The sequence below is a fragment of the Nonomuraea rubra genome (assembly GCF_014207985.1).
In the GTDB taxonomy this organism is placed as follows: domain Bacteria; phylum Actinomycetota; class Actinomycetes; order Streptosporangiales; family Streptosporangiaceae; genus Nonomuraea; species Nonomuraea rubra.
This window is the reverse complement of record NZ_JACHMI010000001.1, coordinates 7,234,287-7,255,632: the sequence shown is the minus strand read 5'-3', so window position 1 is coordinate 7,255,632 and position 21,346 is coordinate 7,234,287. Positions and strand designations below refer to the sequence as shown.

Annotated in this window: 21 protein-coding genes; 10 read left to right on the top strand and 11 right to left on the bottom strand. The window is 71.5% G+C overall.

The genetic code is table 11. The features are described 5' to 3' along the window. Window positions 1-12: 12 nt before the first annotated feature. The 3 genes from HD593_RS33055 (at window position 13) to HD593_RS33045 (ending at window position 3,402) form a co-directional block, all read left to right on the top strand. Window positions 13-1,443: an FAD-dependent monooxygenase gene (locus HD593_RS33055; RefSeq protein WP_185105873.1), complete on the top strand. Its 1,431-nt coding sequence runs from the start codon at window positions 13-15 to the stop codon at window positions 1,441-1,443. After that, window positions 1,430-1,999, top strand: coding sequence for a TetR/AcrR family transcriptional regulator (locus HD593_RS33050; RefSeq protein WP_185105872.1), 570 nt, complete (start codon window positions 1,430-1,432; stop codon window positions 1,997-1,999). The genes HD593_RS33055 and HD593_RS33050 overlap by 14 nt, the downstream gene beginning before the upstream one ends. Before the next feature lie 95 nt (window positions 2,000-2,094). Continuing rightward, on the top strand, window positions 2,095-3,402 hold the full coding sequence (locus HD593_RS33045) for a M50 family metallopeptidase (protein ID WP_185105871.1): 1,308 nt from the start codon (window positions 2,095-2,097) through the stop codon (window positions 3,400-3,402). 36 nt (window positions 3,403-3,438) lie between these two features. Here HD593_RS33045 and HD593_RS33040 read toward each other — a convergent pair whose 3' ends face one another. After that, window positions 3,439-3,873, bottom strand: coding sequence for a hypothetical protein (locus HD593_RS33040; protein WP_185105870.1), 435 nt, complete (start codon window positions 3,871-3,873; stop codon window positions 3,439-3,441). A gap of 182 nt (window positions 3,874-4,055) precedes the next feature. Between HD593_RS33040 and HD593_RS33035 the strand changes: the two genes are divergently transcribed. The 3 genes from HD593_RS33035 to HD593_RS33025 all read left to right on the top strand — a co-directional run bounded on the left by HD593_RS33035 (window position 4,056) and on the right by HD593_RS33025 (window position 10,231). Further along, window positions 4,056-4,388 (top strand): CU044_2847 family protein, encoded by a 333-nt coding sequence (locus HD593_RS33035; RefSeq protein WP_185105869.1) that lies wholly within the window; start codon window positions 4,056-4,058, stop codon window positions 4,386-4,388. Between the two features lie 31 nt (window positions 4,389-4,419). Further along, window positions 4,420-8,538: an nSTAND1 domain-containing NTPase gene (locus HD593_RS33030; protein ID WP_185105868.1), complete on the top strand. Its 4,119-nt coding sequence runs from the start codon at window positions 4,420-4,422 to the stop codon at window positions 8,536-8,538. Window positions 8,539-8,767: 229 nt separating this feature from the next. After that, complete coding sequence (locus HD593_RS33025; RefSeq protein WP_185105867.1) at window positions 8,768-10,231, top strand: RICIN domain-containing protein; 1,464 nt, start codon at window positions 8,768-8,770, stop codon at window positions 10,229-10,231. A gap of 94 nt (window positions 10,232-10,325) precedes the next feature. On the opposite strand, the gene HD593_RS33020 is transcribed toward HD593_RS33025, so the two are convergent. Both HD593_RS33020 and HD593_RS33015 read right to left on the bottom strand, forming a co-directional pair. Next, complete coding sequence (locus HD593_RS33020) at window positions 10,326-10,646, bottom strand: SH3 domain-containing protein (protein ID WP_185105866.1); 321 nt, start codon at window positions 10,644-10,646, stop codon at window positions 10,326-10,328. Between the two features lie 75 nt (window positions 10,647-10,721). Beyond that, entirely contained in the window at window positions 10,722-11,084 is a 363-nt protein-coding gene (locus HD593_RS33015) for a hypothetical protein (RefSeq protein WP_185105865.1), read from the bottom strand. 593 nt (window positions 11,085-11,677) lie between these two features. On the opposite strand from HD593_RS33015, the gene HD593_RS63695 reads away from it, so the two are divergent. Both HD593_RS63695 and HD593_RS33010 read left to right on the top strand, forming a co-directional pair. Beyond that, window positions 11,678-11,803, top strand: coding sequence for a hypothetical protein (locus HD593_RS63695; RefSeq protein WP_281402487.1), 126 nt, complete (start codon window positions 11,678-11,680; stop codon window positions 11,801-11,803). Between the two features lie 74 nt (window positions 11,804-11,877). Beyond that, entirely contained in the window at window positions 11,878-12,276 is a 399-nt protein-coding gene (locus HD593_RS33010; protein WP_185105864.1) for a MerR family DNA-binding protein, read from the top strand. Between the two features lie 273 nt (window positions 12,277-12,549). On the opposite strand, the gene HD593_RS33005 is transcribed toward HD593_RS33010, so the two are convergent. From HD593_RS33005 to HD593_RS32995, 3 genes are all read right to left on the bottom strand, one after another. Beyond that, complete coding sequence (locus tag HD593_RS33005; protein WP_185105863.1) at window positions 12,550-13,296, bottom strand: methyltransferase domain-containing protein; 747 nt, start codon at window positions 13,294-13,296, stop codon at window positions 12,550-12,552. A 17-nt stretch (window positions 13,297-13,313) separates the two neighbouring features. Then, entirely contained in the window at window positions 13,314-14,423 is a 1,110-nt protein-coding gene (gene rsgA, locus HD593_RS33000; protein ID WP_185105862.1) for a ribosome small subunit-dependent GTPase A, read from the bottom strand. Window positions 14,424-15,017: 594 nt separating this feature from the next. Next, complete coding sequence (locus HD593_RS32995; protein WP_185105861.1) at window positions 15,018-15,911, bottom strand: SDR family oxidoreductase; 894 nt, start codon at window positions 15,909-15,911, stop codon at window positions 15,018-15,020. A 131-nt stretch (window positions 15,912-16,042) separates the two neighbouring features. Here HD593_RS32995 and HD593_RS32990 point away from each other — a divergent pair, with 131 nt between their 5' ends. After that, window positions 16,043-16,618, top strand: coding sequence for a TetR family transcriptional regulator (locus HD593_RS32990; RefSeq protein WP_185105860.1), 576 nt, complete (start codon window positions 16,043-16,045; stop codon window positions 16,616-16,618). After that, window positions 16,528-18,192 (top strand): MATE family efflux transporter, encoded by a 1,665-nt coding sequence (locus HD593_RS32985; protein WP_341850706.1) that lies wholly within the window; start codon window positions 16,528-16,530, stop codon window positions 18,190-18,192. Before HD593_RS32990 ends, HD593_RS32985 begins: the two co-directional genes overlap by 91 nt. Before the next feature lie 92 nt (window positions 18,193-18,284). Here the strand turns inward: HD593_RS32985 and HD593_RS32980 are convergent, their stop codons facing one another. From HD593_RS32980 to HD593_RS32960, 5 genes are all read right to left on the bottom strand, one after another. After that, window positions 18,285-18,686 (bottom strand): hypothetical protein, encoded by a 402-nt coding sequence (locus HD593_RS32980; RefSeq protein WP_185105858.1) that lies wholly within the window; start codon window positions 18,684-18,686, stop codon window positions 18,285-18,287. A gap of 81 nt (window positions 18,687-18,767) precedes the next feature. After that, a complete protein-coding gene (locus tag HD593_RS32975; RefSeq protein WP_185105857.1) occupies window positions 18,768-19,184 on the bottom strand; it encodes an NUDIX domain-containing protein in 417 nt (138 codons plus the stop codon). A gap of 112 nt (window positions 19,185-19,296) precedes the next feature. Continuing rightward, on the bottom strand, window positions 19,297-20,241 hold the full coding sequence (locus HD593_RS32970; RefSeq protein WP_185105856.1) for an NADP-dependent oxidoreductase: 945 nt from the start codon (window positions 20,239-20,241) through the stop codon (window positions 19,297-19,299). A 91-nt stretch (window positions 20,242-20,332) separates the two neighbouring features. After that, the gene (locus tag HD593_RS32965) at window positions 20,333-20,932 is read right to left on the bottom strand and encodes a TetR/AcrR family transcriptional regulator (RefSeq protein WP_185105855.1); all 600 of its coding nucleotides are present in this window, start codon (window positions 20,930-20,932) and stop codon (window positions 20,333-20,335) included. Next, window positions 20,932-21,270 carry a hypothetical protein gene (locus tag HD593_RS32960; RefSeq protein WP_185105854.1) on the bottom strand — a complete coding sequence of 113 codons (339 nt, stop codon included), beginning with the start codon at window positions 21,268-21,270 and terminating at the stop codon, window positions 20,932-20,934. The genes HD593_RS32965 and HD593_RS32960 overlap by 1 nt, the downstream gene beginning before the upstream one ends. Window positions 21,271-21,346 lie beyond the last annotated feature (76 nt).

The window sequence follows — 21,346 nt, the reverse complement described above, 5'->3', positions numbered from 1 at the left end:
ATGGAGGATGTCATGAACGACGTCGTCATCGTGGGAGCCGGCCCCACCGGCCTGATGGCCGCCTGCGAGCTGGCCCTGGCCGGGGTGTCCTGCGTGATCGTGGACAAGCGCGGCGCCGAGTCCAACGTCACCCGGGCCTTCGGCCTGCACGCCCGGGCCCTGGAACTGCTCGACGCCAGGGGCATGGGTGACGAACTGGTGGCGCGGGGCAACCCGCTCAGGACCGTGTACCCCGCCTACGCCTCACGCGTGGACTTCGGCCGGCTCGACACGAGATACCCGATGCTGCTGATCGTGCCTCAGAACGGCACCGAGAAGATCCTCCGGCAACGCGTCGCCGACCTGGGCGTGGAGATCCGCCGCAACGCCAACGTCGTCGGCCTGACCCAGGACGCGGAGTCCGTACGGCTCAGACTCGAAGACGGAACAGAGCTGGACACCCGGTACGTCATCGGCGCCGACGGTGCCCACAGCACCGTCCGGGACCTGGTGGACGTGGGGTTCGCCGGGGCGACGTACAGTCTGCCCATGCTCCTGGCCGACGTCCGCATCCCCACCTCCGAGCCGCCCCCCATCACGCAGGTCGGCACGGAGGGCGTGGTCGTGACCCTCCCGTTCGGTGACGGCTGGTTCCGGGTCGGCGCGTGGCTGCGTACAGAGCAGAAGGACGCGGGTTTCGCCCGGATCCGCGAGGCCTTCCGGCAGATCGCCGGCACCGACTACGACATGAGCGAGCCGCGCTGGTTCTCCCGCTTCGCCGCCGAGCGCCGGCAGGCCCGCCGCTACCGATCAGGGCGGGTCTTCCTGATCGGCGACGCCGCCCACGTGAACTCGCCCATCGGCGGCCAGGGTATGAACACCGGCATCCAGGACGCCTTCAACCTGGGCTGGAAGCTCGCCGCCGACCTGCACGGCTGGGCCCCGCCCTGGTTGCTCGACACCTACCACGCCGAGCGGCATCCCGTCGGCTCCGCGGTCCTGGCCATGGCCGATCACCTCACCGGGCTGGTGCTGAGCGGATCACGACTGCGCCTGGAGATCAACCGGCGCGTCATGGCCACCCTGCTGCACACCGGCGCCGGCCGCCGTCGCATCCTCGGAAGACTGTCCGGCCTGGAGTTCGCCTACCCGCCGGACGAGCCGGACGTCCACCCGCTGACCGGCCGCCGCGCCGCCGACGGCCCGACGGAGGCGGGCCGCCTGTACGAGGTGCTGCGCGCGGGGACGTTCGTCCTGCTGTCGGACCAGGAGGTGCCGGCCCCCTATCGGGATCGCGTACGACCGGCCAGGCCGCTTGCCGGCACCCGGCCGGAGGCGACACTGATCCGCCCGGACGGCTACGTGGCCTGGGCCGGTGATCGCGACGGCATCCCGGCGGCTCTGCTGAAATGGTGTGGCCCGGCCGACCACCACACCCTTGAAGGACACCGTGCCAGCGCCTAACCCGCAGCGCCGCGACCACCTCGCAGACGCGGCCATCGCCGTGCTGGCCGAGCAGGGGTCCCGCGGGCTGACTCACCGGGCCGTCGACACCGCCGCCGCCGTGCCGCCCGGCACCACGTCGCGCTACTTCCGCACCCGCGACGCGCTGCTCGACGGGGTCATCGAGCGGATCACCCACCGGCTCGGCGAACGCGTGGACGCCTATACCGTCCGGCCGATCTCGCCCGTCCACCTGGAGGAAGCGCTGGTCGCCGTCCTGACCACGATGCTGACCGACGGAAGGCACGACCCGCTGGCCCTGTTCGAACTGCACCTGGAAAGCACCCGCAACCCCCGCCTGCGGCACACGCTGACCGACGCTCTGCGCCGCCGCGCCGATCTCATCGTGCGGCAAGGCCGCGCCGCTGGGATCGAGCTCGGCCTGGACGACGCCATGCTCCTGGAGATGAGCGTGCTGGGCATCCTGTTCACCGCGCTGACCACCGGCGTCCCCCCATCCCCGGACGAGTCGATCCGCACCGCCGTACGCACTCTCCTGGCCGCCATCACAGGCTGACCAAGACGACCTTGGAGATCGACTACATTGGATCTTCGCACCTTTCGTCCCGTCCTTCACATGTGTCCTTGTCGCCTGCCGGGGGAGCGCCCAGGATGAACTGGCTCTACGTCGCGGGGATCATCCTCTTCCTCCTCGGGTTGCTGATCTCCATCGCGCTGCACGAACTCGGACACCTGGTGCCGGCCAAGCTCTTCGGCGTCAAGGTGACCCAGTACATGGTGGGCTTCGGCTCCACGGCGTGGTCGCGGCGCAAGGGCGAGACCGAGTACGGCATCAAGTGGATCCCGTTCGGCGGCTACATCCGCATGATCGGCATGCTGCCGCCCCGCCCGGGCGACGCGCCGGGCACGGTCAGGAGCACGGCGACCGGCCCGTGGCAGGGCCTGATCGAGTCGGCCCGCGACGCCGCCCAGGAAGAGGTACGCCCAGGCGACGAGGACCGCGTCTTCTACCGCAAGAAGTGGTGGCAGAAGGTCATCATCATGTCCGGCGGCCCGGCGATGAACTTCGTGCTCGCCTTCATCTTCTTCACCATCCTGCTGGTCGGCATCGGCCTGCCCACCGAGGCCCCGATCGTCTCGCCCACCACCCAAACGTGCGTCATCCCCGCCTCCGAGCAGCGCGCCGCCTGCAAGCCCGGCGACCAGCCCACCCCCGCCGCGCAGGCGGGCCTCAAGCCGGGCGACCACCTGGTCTCCTTCAACGGCGCCACGATCGGCTCCTGGGAGGACGCCACCCGGCTGATCCGCTCCCACGGCGCCGGCCCGGCCAAGCTCGGCATCGTCCGCGACGGCAAGCCGATGACGTTCGATGTCACGCTCATCGCCCAGGACCGGCCCAACCTCGACGACCCCGAGAAGACCGACAGGAACGTGGGCTTCCTCGGCGTGCGGCCCACCGAGGTCATGGAGCAGCAGAGCATCGGCCAGGTCATCGGCTACATGGGCGAGCTGACGGGCCGGGTGGCCGGCTCGCTGCTCAACCTGCCGGACAAGATGGTCGGCGTCTGGCACGCCGCCTTCTCCGGCGAGGAACGCGACCCCGAGGGCCCGGTGGGGATGGTCGGCGCGGGCCGCATGGGCGGCGAGATCCTGGCCTCCGAAGAGCTGTCCACCGAGCAGAAGATCGCCACCTTCGTCAACCTGCTGGCCGGCTTCAACCTGGCGATCGGCCTGTTCAACCTCATCCCGCTGCTGCCGCTCGACGGCGGGCACATCGCCGGCGGCCTGTGGGAGGGCGTCAAGCGGGCCTACGCCAAGGTCATGCGGCGGCCGAAGCCGCAGCACGTCGACATCGCCAAGGTGCTGCCGCTGACGTACGCGGCGGCAGTGCTGATGATGATCATGGCGGGCCTGCTGGTCTACGCCGACCTGGTCAACCCGCTCACCCTGACGAACTGACGGACCGGTTCGTGGCCTCATCGGCCGCGGTCGATCTCAACAATTGAGGGCGGCGGTGGTCTCGGGCCGACCCGACGCAGGGTCCAAGGCCACGGGGAATGTCCGCCCGTCGGCCACCCGGATCTCGACCGAACTCGGCCCCGTCCACTTGACCGAGTCGAAGGTGTCGTCGGGCACGTCATCGTTGAAGCAGCCGAGATCCCACTCTCTGCTGAGCAATCCGCCGTCCCTGCGGACACTGAGCCACATCACCGTGTCCGGCCCGAGACCCGCCGGCGACTGCTGGAGCCGGATCCTGTACGGATCCGGCCCGTCCACGAAGCCGGCCTCCTTGATGGAGGTGAACGAGAGGGCGACCAACCCTGCGAACAGAGCACCGATCGCGCCCAGCCCGGCAAGGACACCGATCAGGACGCGTAGCCACCTCCGCCGCAGCCCGGCGGAGGCCAGCGTGAGTGGGCGAACAGACATCACGGTTCCCATCGGTGAGGTGTCATCGAGATCATGACAGCACCGCGGTGCCGCAACTCCTGAGTGCAGGCGTCCGAGCAGGACCGGCAAGGACCTGTCCGCGGCGTTCTCAAAGAGCCGTTTCGCCGCGAACCGCCGGCTGATACCGTCTGGCCGTCGCCCGTGCCAAGCGGAGGAGGACCATGCCCGACATCGTGCAGATGCCCGTCGACGGTGGAGAACCGATCCTGGTCGAGATCGATCGCCGCACCACCCGGGTCGGGCGGGTGGAGGACCAGTTCGACACGGCGGGGGAGAGCCTCCAACGCAGCCTGTCACGGGTCCAGGAGATCGCCGGGCACGTCTTCGACAAACTCTCCGCGCTGCCCCGGAAGCCGGAGCGCATCCGGGTGGAGTTCGGCGTGAAGCTGACGGCCGACGCCAACGTCATCCTGACCCGTACGGGCGGCGAGGCCCACTTCGTCATCGAGATGGAGTGGGAGGGCGAGCGGAAGGGCGGCGATGCCGGCGCCTGATTTCACGGGGGCCGTCGCCCGAGTCTGGGGCATGGGTGCCGAGCCGGTGGGCTCGGCGTTCCTGATCGGCCCGCGTACCCTTCTGACGTGCACGCACGTGCTGGCCCACACCCGCGGCACCCGCAGGAGGCGTCCCACCCTGCCGTGCGAAGGATGGGAGGTCGAGGTCGACTTCCCCCAGGCCGGCGGCGGCCTCCTGCGGGCGCATGCCGTCGTCGTCGAGCCGGCCGACGGGCTGTACGGCGACATCTCGGTGCTGGAGCTGGCCGGCGAGACGCCGCCGGGCCTCGGCAGGCTCGTCCTCCACCCCCTGGACGACCTGCAGGGCCGCGACTGCCGCACGTTCGGCTATCCCGCGGACTTCCCCGACGGAGCGTCGGCGCACGGGCGGCTGCGAGGGGTGGTCGGCGACGGCTGGCTGGAGCTGGTCACCGAGGAGGTCGAGCCCGGTTTCAGCGGCGCGCCCGTGTGGGTGGAGGACCTCAGCGGTGTCGTCGGGATGGTCGTGGCCAGGCACGGCCCCGGACGCGCGTACGCCATCCCGGTCCGCAGCCTGTTCGACGCCCACCCGCCCTTGCGGGAGATGGCGCTACCGCCCTCTCCCTTCCGAGGGCTGCGGCCCTTCGAGCAGGGGGACGCGCGCGTGTTCGCCGGGCGTGACGATCTCGCCGAGGAGGTCGCCGGTCTGGCCCGCCGCCACGCCCTGACGGTCGTGTACGGCGCCTCCGGGGTGGGCAAGACGTCGCTCGTTCGCGGAGGGGTGCTGCCCCGGCTCTCCGCGCTCGGCTTCGCGACCTCCGCCGTCCGCCTCCATCCTCGTGTCGACCTCGCGGCCGAGATCGTCCGCGGCCTGCTGATCGGCGGCGAACCGGCCTCGGGCCAGCTGCGCGCCGAGCAGGCCGGGACGCTGGGCCCCGCGGCGCTGGCCGACCTGCTGCGGACGTCCGGAGTGACCCGCCTCGCGCTCGCTCTCGACCAGCTCGACGAGGTGCTCGCCGCCGATCCGCGGGCCGCCGCCGGGATCGACGCGTTCGTGCGCGAGCTGACCGCCGCTCGCGACGGGCCGCCCGCCGTGAGCGCCGTGGTGACCGTACGCGAGACGTTCCGGGACCTGGCGGGCGCCCACACCCGTACGATCTACGAGGCGTGGGACGCGCGCGGCACGGTGGTGGGCAAGCCGACCGCCGCGCAGCTGGAACTGATGATCCGCGAACCGCTGCGCACGGTCGGATGCGTCATCGACGAGGCCCTGGTCACCCAGATCATCACCGACACCCGGGGCAGCTCGTCGGCGCTGCCGCTGGCCGAGGAGACCCTCTCGGCGCTGTACGAGCGGCAGCGGGCGGGGCGGCTCGTCATCGACGAGTACCAGGACGTCGGCGGGGTCGCCGGAGCCCTGACCAAGCGCGCCGACGAGGTCGTCGCCCGCTCCGAGTCGCTGGGGTACGACCCCCGCGGCCTGCTGGTGCAGCTCGTACGGCCGGACGACCCGGCCGGGCAGCGCGAGCCGCAGGACGTCCGCCGCGTCGCCGGTCGTGAGGACCTGGACGAGCGGCAGTGGGCCACGGCCGAGCACCTGGCCGAGGCGCGCCTGGTCGTCACCACCGGCGGCGACGGCCTCGCGGGGTCCGGCACGGCCGAACTGGCGCACCAGGTCCTCATCGACGCATGGCCGCGGCTGCGTGCCTGGGTGGAGGAGTCGCGCGAGTTCCGCGTCTGGCAGGAGGACCTGCGTACCGCACTCCACCGGTGGCGGACCGCCGCGCCCGGCCGCGAGCGCCGCCTGGCGCTGCTGAGCGGCACCGGACTGCGCGACGCGGTGCGCTGGTCACAGCTCAAGGGCGAGGAGCTCCCGGCGCACGAGCGCGACTTCGTCAAGGCGGCCGTGCGCCACAGGGCGGCGCGGAGACGACGGCTGGCCGCCGCGATCGGCGCCGTCGCCGTCGTCCTCGCCGTCGTCGCCGGCTTCCTGCTCGACAGGAACGCCCGGCTGAACGAGCGGCGGGAGGTCGCGGCGGCCGGCAGCCAGCTGCTGGCCAGGGCGCAACGCGAGACCAGCCCGACGCTGGCGCTGCGCCTGGGCGCGGCGGCGCTGGCCCTGCGGCCCGACAGCGCCTCCCGGTCCGCGCTGGTCTCGGCGCTGAGCAGCACGCACTACGCCGGCGGGCTGCCCGGCACCCCCTCGCGGGTGTCCGCGCTGGCCTACGCGCCGGGCGGCGGGATGCTCGCCACCAGCGGCTCCGACGGTTCGCTGATCCTCTGGGACCTCGCGAGGGCGCGGGCCGTCCGGCGGCTGTCCACGGTGAACGGCTGTGCCCCCGGCACGGAGACCAGGTCGGTGGCCTTCAGCCGGAACGGCCGCACCCTAGCCCAGCTCACCCGCCAGTCATGGGCGTGCCTCTGGGACGTACGGGACCCGGCGTCCCCCCGCCTGCTGAGCCGCGTGCCCACCTCCGCGCTGGTCCTCGCCTTCAGCCCGGACGGCGGGACCCTCGCGCTGGGAGACGGCAAGACGGTCAGACTGATGGACGTCAAGGACCCGGCCCGGCCCGTCACGCTCTCGGTCTCCCCGGGACACCGCGACGTGGTGGTCCATCTCGCGTACAGCGCCGACGGCAGCATCCTGGCCAGCGCCCGTGACGGCGTGATCCTCTGGGACGTCACCCGGCCCCGTCGCCCGGTACGCCTGGCCACCATCGACAAGCCCCTCTTCCTCGACGCGCTGGCCATCAGCCCGAAGGGAGATCGTCTCGTCGCCGCGGAGCACAGCGGCAACCTCATCGCCTGGGACATCCGCGACCCCCGCCGCCCCAAGGTGATCGCGCGCTGGACCGGGCACCACGCGATCGTCTACTCCTTGGCGTACTCCCCGGACGGCACCACCGTGGCCAGCGCGGGGCAGGACCACGCGGCCGTCCTGTGGGACGTCGCCCCGGCCACCCCGGTCAGGCGGACGACCTTCAGCACCGCAGGACGGCTCGGCGCCGTGGCGTTCAACCCGGCCGGCACGCAGATCGCCACCGGCGAGGACACCGGGGTGACGACCCTGTGGAACGTGAACGCCCCCGCCGAGCCGCGCGCCCGGGCCCACCTCCCCACGGGCATGGTCGCCACCGCCAGGCACGGCGGCCTGATGGCCGTGGCGGGCGAGCCGAGCCTGCTGTACGACCTGACCGACCCCGCCCGCCCCAGGGCCGCCGGCCACCTGCCCTCCGGCCAGGCCGACACCGCGGTCGCCGTCAGCCCCGACGGCAGCACGGTGGCGACGGCGCCGCTGCACGGACCGGTGTCGCTGTGGGACGCCGCGGACCCCGCCCGCCCGCGCCTGATCAGCACGATCCCCGGCCGGACCGGCCGGCTGGTGTTCAGCCCCGACGGCCGCACGCTGGCCGTGAACGTGGGGCTGGGGTCGGAGTTCGAGCTCTGGTCGATCGCCGACCGTGGTGCCCCCGCCTTCCTGAGCATCGTGGCCGACCCCGCCCAGGGCCGGCTCACCACGATGGCCTTCGGCCGGGACGGCAGGACGCTGGCGGTCGGCGGCCTGTACGACGTGAGCGCCCTCTGGGACATCGCCGATCCGACACGCCCTCGCCGGACATCACCGCTTCCCCCTGACCCCTCCGTACCGCCGTCCGACATCGGTCCCCCTCGCATGGCGGAGGCCATCGCCTTCAGCCCCGGCCGCGACCTCGTCGCCGTCGGGGAGAACGACGGCACCATCCTGCTGTGGGACGTCACCGACCCGGCCCGTCCCAGGCTCGCCACGAGGATCGCCGACCAGACGAGCCAGATCCTCTCGATCGATTTCAGCCCCGACGGGCGCATGCTCGCCGCGGGCGGCCACGACAGGACACTGATGGTCTGGGACCTCACCGACGTCACCGCGCCGCAGCGCCTGACGGCTGTCAGCGCCTACGACGACAACTTCCGCCAGACCGTCTTCGGCCCGGACGCCGGAACACTCGTCACCGTGAACACCGCGGGCGCCCGGCCCGCCGCCACCGTACGGGACGTCAGCGCCCTGCGCGACGCCGTGCGCGACCCGCGCGGCCTGGCCTGCGACCTGGCGGGCGAGCTCACCCCCACGGTGTGGGCCCGCATGCTGCCGGCCGTGCCGTTCCGCCACACGTGCTCGGGCCTGTCAGGGTGAGAACGGGCGCTCGGTGAACTCCCGGGGCTCTCGACTGGACTTGACAAGGCTTCTGTGAGCGCTAACACTCTGCGAAACACCACGAAACGCGGAGTGATCCGATCGCCATCCGTTCGTGCAGAGGGAAAGCGCTTTCCGTCCATCGCGGGCCCTCCGGAGGCTGGTAACACCCCTTGCGGCACATCGCACGCGAGGGCTCGAAGAATTCACATCTAGTGATGGGAGTTCCATGACACCGATCACGGCGTTACGCCGGTTACTGACCGCCCTTGTGGTGACCGCGCTCACCGCGGCGGCAAGCCTCGTCGTCTCCGCGGCGCCGGCCCATGCCGCCACCAGCCAGTTCCGAGGCATGAACTGGGCCGTACTGGGTGACAACTTCAGCACCGGCACGCTCGTCCTGCACGGCCTGAGCCAGTCCGACAGCAACGCGACCGTACGCGCCAAGGCCGGCGCCCTCTACGACGACATGGCCTCCACCATGGGCGTCAACACCGTCCGGCTGCCCATCAACACGCACACGGTGGCCAACACCACCTGGTGGAACGCCTACCGCGGCGCCATCGACGCCGCCACCGCCCGCGGATTCAAGGTCATCCTCGCCTACTGGGAGGACGGCGCCGCCTCCGGCGGCAGGATCACGAACCTCGCCGCGTGGAACACGATGTGGTCCAGCGTCACCAGCACCTACGGCTCGAACGGCAACGTCTACTTCGAGCCGATGAACGAGCCGCACGGCTACAGCTCGGCCGAATGGCGCGACGTCGCCGCCGCCTGGCTCGCCCACCACTACTCGGCCCCGGCGAACCGGGTGCTCATCGGCGGCACCGGCTACAGCCAGGACCTGCGCGACATCTGCAACGACAGCCGCTTCAACGCGACCCTGCTGTCCTTCCACCACTACGCCTTCTTCTACAGCGCGATGACCTACGACGCCTTCCGGAACCACATCCAGACGCGGCTGGGCACCTGCGCCTCCCGCGCGATCGCGACCGAGTTCGGCGCGCCGATGTCCACCGGCCTCAACTACGGCGACGCCAACAGCACCGACAACTTCGTGCGCCACATCCGCGCCATGGCCCAGGTCATGCGGGACAACCAGATGGGCGGCACCTACTGGCCCGCCCTCGGCGGCAAACCAGGCGACATCGGCTACGACTGGTACTCGATGTACGCCCTGAGCGGCAGCGGCACCGATCTCCACCTGACCGTCCGCAACCCCTCCGGCGCCGACCGGATCCGGTACGCCTGGGGCGACACCATCGGCGGCGGCGACCCCACCTACAGGATCAACGCGCGCCACAGCGGCAAGGCCATGGACGTCCAGCAACCGAACACCGACAACGGAGCCCGCGTCGGCCAATACACCTACAACGGCAACGCATGGCAGCAGTGGCAGTTCCAGGACGCCGGCAGCGGCTACTGGCGCATCATCAGCCGCCACAGCGGAAGGTGCCTCGACGTGGTGAGCGCTTCGACCGCCGACGGCGCCGAGCTCATCCAGTACACCTGCGGCACCGGCACCAACCAGCAGTTCCAGCTGGTCGCCAACGGCGGCTACTTCCAGCTCCGGGCACGACACAGCGGCAAATGCGTGGACGTACCGTCCGCATCGACCGCGGACGGCGCGATCCTCAAGCAGTACCCGTGCAACACCGGCACCAACCAGCAGTGGTCGCGCACGGCCGTCTGACGCTCGTCTCGACATGACCGCGGTACGGCCTTCACGGGTGAATGACCCCGGCACGTGGCACCGCAACCGCAACTCCGATCATGGAGTGGGTTCGCTACGGGTCGGGCCGGACCACTGGTGAGAGCAGGCTGCGCTGGAGCCAGCCGCCGGCGAAGCTTCCGTTGTCGATCTGCACCCAGTCGCCGGAGCAGCCGGCGACGATCGCGTACCCCGAGGCTCCGGCGATCCAGCCGAGGGTGGGGTACGACGCACCCGGTCCCGCCTGCACCCGGACGGGATCGTCGCCTGCCGTCCAGTAGCGGCACTGGGCGGCAGGCGCCAGCGCCCGGGTGCCCGGATCGGCGACGGCGGCGCCGGCGCAGCTTGTCCAGGTCAGGGCCAGGGTGGTGCAGGTGATGAGGAGACCGTTTCGCATCGCGTCCTCCTGAAGGTGAAATGGACGTGCGGGCGGCCGATGGCGGCCGGCCGGCCGGCGGGCGGTCCTGGTCGGTCAGGTGACGGTGATCGTCATCCCGTCGGTCGCGGTGTAGCCGGCGGTGTCGGGGTCGTCCTCGCAGTAGCCCATGACCAGGTGATCGCCCTTGGGCGTGGTGGCGGGAACCGTGCGGGTGACCGTGGCCGCGCCGTTGGTCAGCGCGACCTCGCCACCGCCGAAGGAGGTCGGCCCGTCGATGATCCCCTTGCCGGTCGTGGACGCGCACGTCAAGGTGATCGTCACAGACTGCCCCGCCTTGACGCCGAGGGGCTCCACGTCGATCTCGCCTTGCGCGTGCGCGACCGGCGAACCGGCCGCAGCCGCAAGGACGCCTGCGCCCAGCGCCGTCACCAGTATCGTGATCACTCGCGTGTTCATCGGACCTCCTTCGTTCCCCGCCGGGCGTGGTGCGATGCCGTAGCGCGGCCTCGGCGGTGGCCTTGACGGCCCCGGCGCGCCGCCGTCCGGCGGACCGGGGTCGTTCCCGCGGTTGGAGACGTCATGAGTTCAGCCGGACCTGTTCCAGGCGGCATCGGTCGCGCTGCCGGTGGTCGAGGCGCAGACGAGGGCCAGGGCGAGAACTGGTCCGCTGCATGAGCGCGCCCTCCGAACGCGCACGGCCCGGGGGCAGGTGCCTGTCATCACCGGCCGCTCATCACCGGCCGTTCATCACCGGCCGCGAACGAACGACAGAAGACGGCGTCCATGTGAACACCTCCGAGCGTGCGGACTCTTCTCGTCTGTTCAGGATGACCACACCGGCCAGGGACGCGGGCAATGACGACGCGAGAACCTGTCCAAGGAGCCTTTGACAGTGACCGGCAACGGCGATCCAAACCACTCCTGCGATCAGGGCAGGCATGCGAAGAGCCTCCAGGGAGGACCGGATTTCGGCGCCACGCCAATCAGGGGCCTGCACCCTCTACCTAGGTACAGGTTCACCGTCAAGGCATGACCAACGAACATTGCCCTTGACCTGGGTTGGGCCCTCCGCCTGCACCCTGCCGACCGTCGAGCAGCCGCTTCGCGTGGCCGAGTTCGACGCCTTGTTCGCCGGCGCGGTGCAGGGCGTGGCGCCGCCCGGGCCGCGGAACTGACGGCCCGGAAGAACGGCTGCCGCTCCTTCTTCACCTTCACCCTCACCATCGCCGACGGCAGCCTGGCGCTGGAAGTGACGGTGCCGGCGACCGCGACCGCGCAGTTGGCGGAGGCCCCGCCGGCCGGCGCCTTCACCGCCGAGCACATCCCGGGCGCCCGCAACGTGCCCGGCCAGGAGACAGGACATCGTGCTGCGGGGGTCGAGCGGGCCATACCTGCGCGGAAGGCGGCGCAGCGGCTCGGGTTCACGCTGGAGGAGATCGCCGAGCTGCTCGACACCGGACGGCGCGGCCACCCCACCCCGGACCTGCGAGCCCGCGCCCAGGCGAAGATCGCCGACCTGACCACCATCCGCGCCGCGCCGACCGAGGTGGTCTCCGCGGGCTGGGACAGCCTGACGAACTGCACCTGTCCGGACTGCCCGCTGCCCTTCGCCGACCTGGCCGAAGGCCGCCTCCCGAAGGAGAACTGACCGGGGAGGGCGCCGCCCTCGCCGAACAGACTCTCCTGGCGGTAGCGGGCCTGCTGCTGGCCGCGGCTGGAGGCACGCGGTGGCTGCACCGCCGCAAGAGCGCGCGAGGCACCCCGCCCGGGGCGAGCACGTGCGGCCCGTCGGCGTACGGCTGCGGCGGCTGCTGACCCCCATCACCGCCCAGGCCGGCTCCTCGCCCCTCCAAGCCAAGGTCCCCTCACGACTGCGGGGCCCGGTCCTTGTGACTTCCGGGCCCCGCACGGGACAGGAGGATCAGCGCTTCATGAGGGCGAAGACTCCCCAGCCGAGGTACTCACGCCCGTAGCGCACGTACCGGGCGGGCTCTGTGGTGAGCTCTTCCCGGACCTCGGGGGCCAGTTCGTCGTCGGGGTTCTGGTCGAGCCAGCGGCGCATGCTGAGCCACTGGGCCGCCGCGTACCGGTCCCAGCTGTCCTGGTCGGACAGCATCATCTCCACGACGTCGTAGCCGAGGTCGCCGAATTGCCCGATCAGGCCGTGCAGGGGCAGGAAGTCGGCCACGCCGGTGGCGTGGCAGGCCATGGCGGTCTCCTCGTCCGGAGGGGTCCGCCGCCAGTACGGCTCGCCGATCAGCATCAGGCCGCCGGGGCGGAGGCTGCGGCTGAGCAGCTCGGCCGTTCCGGCGACGCCGTCGCCGATCCAGGTGGCGCCGACGCAGCAGGCCAGGTCGACCGGCTCGTCGGAGACGTGGCCTGCTGCGTCGCCGTGGACGAACTCGACCCGGTCGGCGACGCCGAGCTCGATGGCGCGGGCCCGGGCCTGCTCGGTGAACAGGGTGCTGATGTCCACGCCGGTGCCGGTGAAGCCCAGGTCGCGTGCCCAGGTGCACAGCATCTCGCCCGAGCCGCTGGCCAGGTCGAGGACTCGCGTGCCGGGAGTGAGGCGGAGCGCCTCGCCGAGGGCGGCGAGCTTTTCGGGGGTCAGCGGGTCGTGGATGCGGTGGCCGCTTTCGCGGATGGTGAAGATGCGGGGAAGGTCCATGACCAGATTCCTTTCCGTCAGACCTTGAAGTCCGGGGACTGCTTGAGGGCGCGCACCAGGCGCGCGATTTCCTTCTTGGGCCGTTCCAGCTCGGCGCGCAGCCTCGCGTCGGTGCGGGAGACGGCATGGGCGTTCTCGCGCTGCAGCCGGTGGTAGCTGTCCAGGCGCCTCTGGGTGAGGTGGCCGTCCTCGACGGCGGCCAGGACGGCGCAACCCGGCTCGGTGGCGTGGGCACAGTCGCTGAAGTGGCAGTCCTCGGCCAGCTCGACGATCTCCGCGAAGGCCCGGTCCAGGCCCCGGTCGGCATCGTGCAGGCCCACACCGCGCAGACCTGGCGTGTCCAGCAGGACCCCGCCGTGGGGCAACGGCAGCAACTCCCGCCACGCGGTCGTGTGCCGGCCCTTGCCGTCGCCGTCGCGCACCGCGCCGGTGGCCAGGAGGTCCTCGCCCAGCAGCCGGTTGCCGAGAGTGGACTTGCCCGCGCCCGAGGGACCGAGCAGAACGATCGTGCCCGACAGGACGGCGACGAGGACGTCCATGCCCTCGCCGGTGGCGGCGCTGGTGACCAGCACCTCCACACCCGGTGCGACCTCGGCCACCTCGTCTGTTGCCCGCTGCGCGTCCGCGCACCGGTCGGCCTTGGTGAGCACCACCACAGGAGTGGCGCCGCTCTCCCAGACCAGCGCGAGCATCCGCTCGACCCGCCCGGGCTTGACCGGATCGGCGAGGGAGACGGCCACCGCCACGGTGTCGACGTTCGCGGCCAGTACCTGGCCACACGACGTACGCGAGGAGGAGGAGCGGACCACGGCGGTCCGGCGCTCCAGCACCTCCACGACCGTGTCGGAGCCGGCCGCGGTGGCCGGGCGGACGGCCACCCAGTCACCGGTGCACGGCGTCAGCCGGTCACCGGCCGCCGGAGGAAGCACCGCGCGGACGAACCCGTTCTCGGCGGCGACGTCGCACAGACCGCGCTCGGCCCGCACGACCCGGCCCGGAACCAGCCCGTCGGCCCGCGACGGGGCGAAGGAACGCTCACGTTCGGCGTCCCAGCCGTAGTCGGCGAGCGTCAGAACGCGCGCGGAGGAGAAGAAGGAAGATTGCTGAGAAGTGTGTTGATGAAACAAGGTGGAGACCCTTGACAAGGGGCCCCGCCGGACGGCAGGCGTGCCAGTGCTACTCCAGCGAAGGAGGAAGGCAGGCGAAGGTCAGGACGAGGCCCGGGAAGTGAGGATGGTCCGGGCACCGCGCACAGCGGTGGTCTCCACGACAGTCATCAACTCACCTCCATCAGTCTCCACGAGCGAACCGGGCGTCGCTACAGCAACCACTGTAGAGCATGTTCGTGGATACCTGCGCCGCCTCATCGCCGAGTTCGCCGGCCGTCCCGAACCCCGCCTGCGGCGGCGCGGCGAGTTGGCGGGTGTCACTGCGCGAGAACGCGGCGCCTCGCATCAGGTCCGGGCGATTCGATCGTGCTGACCTCCGGGATCACCGGCGTTCGCCCGACGCCCGGCGCGGCGCTCGTGGCTGACTCCGTCACCGCTCTCGAAGGCTTGGCCGGTGGCCTGGCCGTCTATCTGCCTCCGTTCCGCGTCGAGTGCGGCGGAATCCGCGGCGACGCGTACCGCGTGGCCGGGAGCGCACCGAGCCGGCGGCCGGGCTCGACTCGCGCGGCGAAGGCTGGGCCCTGCACCGGCTCCGGCCCGGCGCCGTCACCGTCAGGTCGCGTACGCGCCACCGTCGAGGTCTTCGACGAGGGCCGGGCCGGTGGGCGTCCAGCCAAGGAGGTTCTGCGTCGCGGTGCTGGTCGCCGCGAGGTCCATGCCGAAGAAGGTGCCGATCCACCCGAAGTGGTCCGGTACGTCTCCGGGGGCGATCGAGGCGACGGGAAGGTCGAACGCGCGGCCGATCGCCTCCGCGATCACGCGGGTCGGGACCCCCTCCTCGGCGACGGCATGCAGGCGTGCGCCCGCCGGCGCCTTGTCGAGGCCGAGGCTGACCAGGCGGGCGGCGTCGCGCACGTGCACGGCGGCCCAGCGGTTGGCGCCGTCGCCCGGGTAACCCGAAACGCCCTTCTGGCGGGCGATCGCGGCGAGGACCGCGATGAACCCGTGGTCACCGGTGCCGTGCACGGTCGGCGCGAAACGCAGGCTCACGCTGTGCACGCCGCGGCCGGCGAACTCCAGCGCGAGGTTTTCGCTCCCGCCCCGGGGCGAGTCGGGGCCGTGGAACGGGGACGCGTCGTCCTCGGTGGCGGGCCGGCCCCGGACGAGGCCGGCGATCCCCGAGGCGATCAGGAACGGGCGGCCGGTTCCCGCCAGCGACTCGCCGATGGCCTGCACGGCGGCTCGTTCGGCCGCCGCCGTGCCGGCCGGGTCGGACCAGTCGTGCTTGTTCGCGAGATGGATGACGGCCTCGGCGTCCTGGGCGCCGAGGCGGATGCCGTCGAGATCGTCGAGGTCGCCGCGGCGGACACGGGCTCCTCTGCCCTCCAGTGCGGCGGCGGACTTGTCGGACCTGGCCAGCCCGGTGACCTCGTGACCGCCGGCGAGGAGCTCGTCGGTCACGGCGGAGCCGATCCATCCGGAGGCTCCAGTGACGAAAACGCGCATGAGGGATCTCCTTCGGCGCACCGCCAACAGGGCGGGGCGGTTCTCCTAGGGGTGATGTCTGTGACTGACGTCAGCCACAGACATCACCGTACTCCTTCATGTCGGTCACTGTCATCACTAGACTCGACCGCATGACGCGTTGGGAGCCCGGGGCCGCGGAACGGCTGCAGGAGGCCGCGCTCGAACTGTTCGCGACCCGCGGGTTCGAGCAGACGACCGCCACGGAGATCGCACAGTCCGTCGGCCTGACAGAGCGCACGTTCTTCCGCCACTTCAGCGACAAGCGCGAGGTCCTCTTCCACGGGCAGCACCTGCTCACCCAGGCGTTCCTCGCCGGCGTGGAGAACGCGCCGCCGGACGCGTCCCCCATGGAGATCGTCGCCTCCGCGTTGCGGTCCGCGACGACCTCCTTCTTCCCGGACGAGCGCCGCCACCGTTCGCGAAGCCGGCAGTCCGTGATCGATCAGAACCCCGCGCTGCAGGAGCGCGAGCGGCACAAGCTCGCGAGCCTCGCCGCAGCGGTCGCGGGCGCCCTGCGTGCGCGAGGCGTGGACGACCTCGCGGCCACCCTGGCGGCGGAGTCGGGCGTCACCGTGTTCAGGATCGCGTTCGCTCAATGGCTTCGCGAGGACGAACCGCGCTCCCTGGCCGACCTCACGGCGGAAGTGCTGCGCGAACTGCTGGCCCTGACCCGCGACCGGGCCTGAGAATCCCGCCCGCAGCCGATCCGCCGATGAGGCCCATGATCGGCGTGGTGGCCCGGCCGGCGGGGGCCGATGACGATCTCGGGCGTCGTCCAGGACGTCCTGGCCTCCATCGAAACCGTCGCCCGCTACCAGCCAGGCCCGCATGGACATTCGTCGATGAATGTCACTATCGTCCCGCAGGCCCTTCGCGTCCGAGCCGTTGCGTCCCGGAGGTCCGCATGTTCCCCTTAGCCGCTCATGAAAGAAGCGGGGTGTGGCGAACCATCTCCGGCCTCGCTGTTCCCCTTTTCGTGGCAGGGTCCCTCAATTTCGCTGCCCAGCTCGGAATTATCGCCATTCTGGGGCATATGGGGGGAGAGGTCATTTATGTACGTTCCCTGTATCAGCCTGTCAGCCTCATCGTCCTCGCCCTGAGTGTGGGCTTCGCGGTCTGTAACCAGGTCGCCGCCGCGATCAGCAAGGGGGCCGGGCGCCCCCAGGACGTCATGTCGAACGCCGCCAGCCTGGCCAGGGTATGGCTTGGGCTCGGTGTGGCCCTGTACCTGGTCCTCGCGGTCGCGGCTCCCTCCCTGACCGGTCTCCTCCATGTGGACGCCGGACTGCGGGACACGTTCGCCTCCTTCCTGCGCTGGACCAGCGCCGCCGGCCTGCTGGTCGTGGGGGAGGAGCTGTGCGCGTCCAGCCTGCGCGGCTATGGGTACGTGCGACAGGCCACCGTTCTGGTCATCTGTACGGCGAGCGTGAGGATCGGCCTCGTGGCTGGCCTCGGGCTCGGTGCCGGCATCGGGATCGCGGCGGTGCCCATCGCGGAGGCGGCAGCGGGTCTGACCGGGCTGACCCTGGGCCTGGTGTTGCTGCGCCGCACCGAGTTGTGGCATCCGCCGGCCGCCCGGATCTGGCGGCGCGAGGTGTTCGGCGACCTGCGCCGCATCGGTGTGCCCATCGCCATGTCCTTTCTCGTGCTCTCCGCGTACAACCTCGCGGTCATCGGCATCCTCGGGAACTACGGGGAGAACGAGGTGGCCGGGTTCACGGTCGTTTCCACCCTGCAGAACGTCGTGCTGCTGCCTGGCATGGTCCTGGGTACAGCCACAGCGATCACCATCAACCAGCAACGCGGCGCGGGCGAATGGCGGCGAATACGTGCATCGATGCGCGGTGGCATCGAGGTCACCGTCGTGGCCTACGTGGTGATCGCGGCGCTGGTCTGGTCACTGCATGACCCGCTGGCGCGGCTGATGGGCGGCGACGCCGGGGTGGCCGCGGCCGCGGGCGGTTACCTGGGCGCCGTGGCGCTCACCTACGCCGTTCAGGGACCCGTGGTCGCCTCGCTGACCGTCATGGAGGAGACCGGCGGCGGCTTCCGGGCCATCGTGCTCAACGCCGTCTACTTCGGCCTGATCGTCGCGGTCAGCGCGGTGGCGGCACACGCCGCCGGCAGCGCGGACGGCTTCTACGCCGCGGTGGCGTACTGCAACCTGATCGGCGTGACGGTGCCGCTCATCGCCATCCGGCACGTACGAAGGCTGTCGGCCAGGGGCAGCGCCGCCCAAGCAGCCGCCGCGACCGGCTGAGCAGGGCCCGAGCGGGCGTCAGCGCGGCGCCCCACGTGTTGACCGGGCTGACACGCACCTCGTACTCGGTGTTCGGCTTCAGCCCGGAGAGCTCACGGCCACGGGGTCCTGGGCATGGGCACGAGGTAGTACGGGAACCGGTGTTCCGGGTCCTCGACCGCCTTCGCGACATCCCACGTCCACGTCTGGTCGATCCACCTGCCGGCCCGCAGGTCGTAGTTCCGGATCGTGACGACGCTGCCGCGGACCTGCACGACGGCGGTCTGCGCGTTGTCGCCCGCGTCGTTCGGCGTGCTGTCGCCGCCGACCCCGCTCTCCATCTCGAAGTACGTGAGCGGCGGGGCGTTGACCGTGGTGGAGCCGCCGTCCTGCCGGACCGAGGTGGAGAGGTTGTTGGGCGTGTGGAGGTGCGCCAGCACGAAGACGGGGCGGTCGGGATGCTCGGCCGTGTCGGCGGCCGGCCGGCGATACCGCGAACGTGTGCTGGAACCCATTGCTCTCCGGGACGCGCGCCGGCGCCCGTTCATCGTGCACGGATCTGCCGATGAGCGGGCACCCCAGCCTCCGGAGCGACGTCACGTGGCGAGCACGGCGGTGAGCATCGAGAGATACGGCTCATGGGCGAGACGCAGGCCGTCAAGGCCGGGCCTCTCGAACCACGCCACTGCGTCGTGCTCGTCCGGCGCGGCGTTGACCGGTGTTCCGGTCCAGCTGCCGACCAGCCAGATCTGCATGTAGAACGTCGCGGTCCGGATCTCGTGCATCGGCGGGCCGGACGGCTTCGACGCCCTGATTCCCAGCTCCTCCCGAAGCTCGCGGACGAGGCTCTCCCTCGGATCCTCCCCCTCCTCGACATGGCCGCCCGGCAGGTCCCACACGTCCGGATACCAACGGCGTCCGGCGCTTCGATGACACAGCAACACCCGATCGCCGTCGCGAAGGACGGCCGTCACGATCCGGACAGGACCGGAGTCGTCAGCGGAGATCGTCATCGGCACATTCTGACCCATGCGTCCCGCCCCCACCGAGGGGTGGCGCCCAAAGTCACGAACATCGAGGCCGGCGGGATTCCGCTGGTGCCGGAACTCCGCTACCTCATCACCGTCAGCCGAACCGCAGGACGAACCGCCCGCGGACGCCGTGCCGTTCGAGTGAGTGATGCGCGTCGGCGGCTCGGGAGGCGGGCAGTTCGCCGGCCACGCGGACGGTGAGCCGTTCCGCGCCGGCGAGCTCGGCGAGGCGGTCGAGCTCGGCCGCGGCCTCGACGTAGTCGCGGACGAAGATGGGCGCGACGCGGACCCGGCCGGTCCCGTCACCCCGGTAACCGCGGACGGTGACGACGGTGCCGCCGTCCTTGACGGCAGGGAGCACGGCGGCATCCAGCACGGCGGCGTCGACGAGCCCGTCGACGCCCTCCGGGTGGTGGCGGCGGACCGTTGCGGCGAAATCGTCCCCCCGCGGCACGACCTCGTCGGCGCCGCACTCGCGGACGAAGGTCTCGTCCTGCCGGGCGGCGTCGGCGATGACGCCCAGCCCTGCCAGCTTGGCGAGCTGGACGACGTACCCGCCGACGGTGCCGGCGGCGCCGGTGACGGCGACCGTCGCGCCGGCAGGGAGCGCCAGCGTGTCGAGTGCGAGCCGGGCGGTGAGCCCGTTCATCGGGAGGGTGGCGGCCTGGACGTCCGAGAGCCCGGCCGGGATCTTCGCGGCCGAACGGGCCGGAACGACGACGTCTGCCCGGTAGCCGCCGTGCTCACCCGAGGGCACCACGATGGCCATGACGGCGTCCCCGATCGCGAGCGGGCGGTCGACGGCCGGGCCGATCTCGGTGATCACGCCGGCCACCTCCATGCCCGGCACTCGCACCGCGTCCGCCGCGTCCGCCGCGTCCTGTCGTGGACGAGAACGGATCAGCGCGTCCGTCGGGTTCACCGTGGCGCTGCTCACCCGGATCCTGACCTGACCGGGACCGATCGGTTCGGCCGCCAGGTCGAGCTCGCCGAGAGCGTCCGGCCCGCCTGGGTGCGTCACTCCGATTGCCTGAACCATGGTCGTGCGTCACTCCTCATTCGTTTGGTGGCGATGGGCAGGGCCGGCCGCGCTCGCTGACGAGTCGCGGCGGGTGGTCGGCCCGGTTCGGCTACGGCGATGCGGGGGCGTGCAGGCCATCGAGCAGCAGGCTGCACACCTCGTCGAGCTCGGCGCCGATGCCGGGGTCCTGCCATTCGGCCGCGTGGGCGAGGTGGTGGAACTTGGCGGTGGCGTTGAAGACCACGCGGGCGGTGGCCTCCGCGTCCTCGGCCCGAAAGCTGCCGTCGGCGGCGCCGTCGGCGATGATGGCCGTCAGCTGGCCCAGGAGGTCGGCGACGTGGTCGGTGGCGACGCTGCTGTGCGCGGCCGCGAGGATTCCGTAGGCGGCGAACAGCTCCGGGTCCTCGCGAATCTTGGCCTGCTTCCCGGCCAGGACGGCGTGCAGCCAGCTACGCAGCCGCTGCGCCGGCGGGACCGCGCTGTCGGCGGCGATGACGGCGAGGGCATCGCGGTTGCGGTCGAGCCAGCGCCGGGTCACGGCCTCGCGCAGCGCCTGCTTGGAGGGGAAGTGCTTGTAGACGGCGGCGTGGCTGACCCCGAGCGCCCGGGCGACGTCGACGACGGTCGCCTTGTCCGGCCCGTGGCGGCGCAGGATCTCCTCGGTGGCCGCCAGGATCGCGTTCTCGTCCAGCGGGGTCCGGGCGGGCATCAGGGCCTGCCGCCCGTTCGCTCGCTGTCCAGGAGCGAGAGCAGGGCGGGGGCGTCGCGTTCGCCCGCGGCCTGCTCGACCGTGTCCAGGTCGGCCTCGATCGGCCGCAGACCGGCGGCGTCCACCGCCTCGGTGATGCGGTGCGGCCGGCCGGCCCCGGCCAGCGCGACGATGTCGCGCCCCTGCGCGAGCCCCCACACGATCGCGAGCTGCGCGACCGCGTCGCCGCGGGAGGTGCTCGGTTCGGCGGCGCTGGGTCCGTACGCGCCGGACATGCCTGCACAACCGAGCCCGACCGCCCCCACACAGACGTCGGCGCCGAATGTTCCCTGCTCCATGCGAGAAACGCTAAGGGGGATCGGTAACAGATGTCAAAATTTGTAACTTGATACCCTGTGAGCTCTCCGACGGCGC